General features: G+C 65.8%; 4 protein-coding genes. All 4 read left to right on the forward strand.

Going from position 1 to position 3,244, the window contains the following annotated elements:
• The coding region (locus AC5JJ6_RS05680) for an ABC transporter ATP-binding protein (RefSeq protein ID WP_496041109.1) at window positions 1–503 on the forward strand (503 nt) is incomplete at its 5' end.
• A 5-nt stretch (window positions 504–508) separates the two neighbouring features.
• On the forward strand, window positions 509–1,399 hold the full coding sequence (locus AC5JJ6_RS05685) for a branched-chain amino acid ABC transporter permease (RefSeq protein ID WP_044430358.1): 891 nt from the start codon (window positions 509–511) through the stop codon (window positions 1,397–1,399).
• Between the two features lie 8 nt (window positions 1,400–1,407).
• Window positions 1,408–2,436 (forward strand): branched-chain amino acid ABC transporter permease, encoded by a 1,029-nt coding sequence (locus AC5JJ6_RS05690; protein WP_496041110.1) that lies wholly within the window; start codon window positions 1,408–1,410, stop codon window positions 2,434–2,436.
• Window positions 2,433–3,101: a cysteine hydrolase family protein gene (locus AC5JJ6_RS05695; protein ID WP_496041111.1), complete on the forward strand. Its 669-nt coding sequence runs from the start codon at window positions 2,433–2,435 to the stop codon at window positions 3,099–3,101. The genes AC5JJ6_RS05690 and AC5JJ6_RS05695 overlap by 4 nt, the downstream gene beginning before the upstream one ends.
• Window positions 3,102–3,244: the final 143 nt, after the last annotated feature.

Consider the following 3,244-nt stretch of genomic DNA (forward strand, 5'->3'; position numbering starts at 1 on the left):
CGCCGGAAGCGATGGTCCGCAACGGCGTCGCGACGGTGACCGAGACGCGCGACGTCTTCCCGGACCTCACCGTCGCCGAGAACCTGACGCTCGGCAGCTATATCCGCCGCTCCGACCGCGCCGGCGTCGCGGAGGACCGGGAGAAGATGTTCGCCCTGTTCCCCCGGCTGGCCGAACGCTACGGCCAGCCGGCGGGGACGCTGTCCGGCGGCGAGCAGCAGATGCTGGTCATCGCGCGGGCCATCATGTCGCGGCCCAGGATCCTGGTGCTCGACGAGCCGTCGCTGGGACTGGCGCCCGTCATCGTCGATCAGATCTTCGAGATGATCGGCGTGCTGAAGCGCTCCGGCCTGACCATCGTGCTGGTCGAACAGAACGCCGCCAAGGCGCTCGCGGTCGCCGACCGCGCCTATGTCATGCGGCTCGGCCGGATCGCCGCCTCCGGTTCGGCTGCCGAGATCGGCGCCACGACCGATCTCGGCGCACTCTACCTCGGGGGATGAGGACTTTGACCTTCGCTCTACAGTTCACGATCGACGTGCTCAGCTTAGGGGGCGCCTACGCCCTGATGGCGCTGGGCCTGGTCATCGTCTACGGCATCCTCAAGCTGGTGAACTTCGCCTATGGCGAACTGATCATGGTGACCGGGTACACGCTGTTCCTGATGGGCGGCTCGGGCCTGCCCTGGCTGGTCATGGCGGCCGTGGCGGTGGCGATGGCTGTCGTCACCGGCGTCCTGACCGACTACATCGCCTTCCGCCCGGTCCGCGCCAAGTCGATCACCGCCGTCCTGATCACCTCCTTCGCCTTCTCGACCCTGCTCCAGAACGCGGCCCTGCTGTTCATCTCGCCAAGACCGCGCAACGTGCCGCTGCCCGCGCTCTTCTCGCAGACGGTGGAGATCGCCGGCGTCATCACGCCGGTCCGCAACCTCGTGACGATCGCGGCGGCCGTAGTACTTCTCGCGGTGTTCGCCTGGGCGATGCGGCGCACCGTGCTGGGCATCGCGATGCGGGCGGCGGCGACCAACTTCACGATGGCGCGTATGCTGGGGATCCCCGCCAACCTGATCATCTCGTCGGCCTTCGCGATCAGCGGCCTGCTGGCCGGCGTCGTCGGCATCCTGTGGATCGGCAGGATCGGGTCGGTCGTGCCCGGCATCGGGTCGGAACCGCTGCTGGTCGCCTTCATCGCCACCGTCATCGGCGGCATGCGCAGCCTGGAAGGGGCGGTGCTCGGCGGTTTCCTGCTGGCGCTGATCGATACCTCGCTCAACTACCTGCTCAGCCAGGAGCTTCTGAAGTTCCGCGACGCCTTCACCTTCGGCCTCGTCATCCTGATCCTGCTTTGGCGGCCGGAGGGTCTTCTCAAGGGACCCGCCACCGGACAGAGGACGTGAGGGCAGCCATGACACGCCATCTCCTCACCGCCGCCATCCTGGGCGGCTTCGTCATCCTGCTGGTCGCCTGCGCCGAGATGCTTGGCATCCGCGTGTTCGACCGCATCGCGACCAACCTGTGCATCTCGCTGATCCTGGTGCTGGGCCTCCAGGTCTTCATGGGCAACTCCGGCATCCTGTCCTTCGCCCATATCGGGTTCATGGGTGTCGGCGCCTACACGTCGGCCGTCCTGACGATCCCGCTCCAGATGAAGGGAATGGCCCTGCCGGAACTCTACCTGGCATTCAAGGGCGTGCAGCTCTCGCCCTATCTAGCGATCCCCATCGCCGGGCTGGTCGCGGCGGCTGTCGCGGCGGCGCTGTCCTACCCGCTGATGCGGCTTTCCGATGCCGCCGCCGTCATCACGTCCTTCGCGCTGCTGGTCGTGCTGCACACCGTCATGACCAACTGGAGCAACGTCACCAACGGCCCCCGGACGCTGTTCGGCGTGCCCCGCGCCACCGACCTGACGCTGGCAGCATGCGTCGCGATAGCGGCCCTGCTCGGCGCGCTGGCGTTCAAGGAATCGCGCACCGGCCGCCTGCTGAGGGCGAGCCGCGACGACGAGGTCGCGGCGGGAGCGCTCGGGCTGCACATCCCGCATCTGCGCTGGCGCGCCTTCGTCCTGGCAGCCTTGTTCGCCGGGATCGGCGGCGCGCTCTGGGGGCACTTCATCACCTCCTTCTCGCCCAACGCCTTCTATCTGCGCGAGACCTTCGTGATCCTGGGCATGCTGGTGATCGGCGGCGCCAATACGGTGACCGGCGCCGTCGTCGGCACCTTCATCGTGACGGGAGCGTTCGAAGGCTTGCGGTCGCTGGAGGGCTCCCTGAACAGCGCCAAGATCTTCAGCGAACAGGTGATCGGCCTTACCGAGGTCGTGCTTGCGCTGGCGATGATCGCGGTCCTGATCCTCCGGCCGGGCGGACTTTTCCCGTCGCGCGAGATCGGCGCCATCATCGTCAGGGCCTTATCGAAACGGGAACGATCGACATGAGCTGGAAGACCGCGTACCGCTCCTTCTACTACGCCACCGCCGAGGACCCCGACGACATCCGGCTCGACCCTGACACCACGGCGCTCCTGGTCGTGGATATCCAGACCACGTACCTGGAAGACAAAGAAACACCGGAAGAAACGGAACGCTGGCGTCCGTTCTTCGATCGCATGCGCAACACCGTGATCCCCAACAACCAGCGACTGATCGCGGAATGCCGCGAGCGCGGCGTCGAGGTGATCTTCGCCCGCATCGCCTGCCTGAAGAACGACGGCCGCGACCGCTCTCTGAGCCAGAAGAAGCCGGGCTTCAACTATCTCCTATTGCCCAAGGACCGCCCGGACGGCCAGATCGTACCGGAGCTGGCGCCAATGGGCGACGAGATCGTCGTCATGAAGACGACCGACAGCGCACTGACCGGGACCAACCTGCGCCTGCTGCTCCACAACATGGGCATCAAGGACGTCATCGTGTCCGGCATCTTCACCGACCAGTGCATCTCCTCGACCGTGCGGAGCCTCGCCGACGAGAGCTACGGCGTCGTCGTGGTCGACGACTGCTGCGCCGCCGCGACGCTGGAACTGCACAAGCGGGAGCTTGAGATCATCAACATGATCTACTGCCACGTCGTCCAGCTCGACGAGGTGCTCGGCTTCTTCGAATGATGCCAGGGCCAGAAAGTTCCGACCTGTCGCGTGTGACTTTCAGCCAAGGCGGAGTTGTTGGGCCGTGACCCAACAACTCCGCGCCGACAAGTTATACCAACGCCATTGAAGTTTGACCCATGAAAGATTGGCGCTGTTTCGTA

The organism is Skermanella sp. (assembly GCF_059503625.1).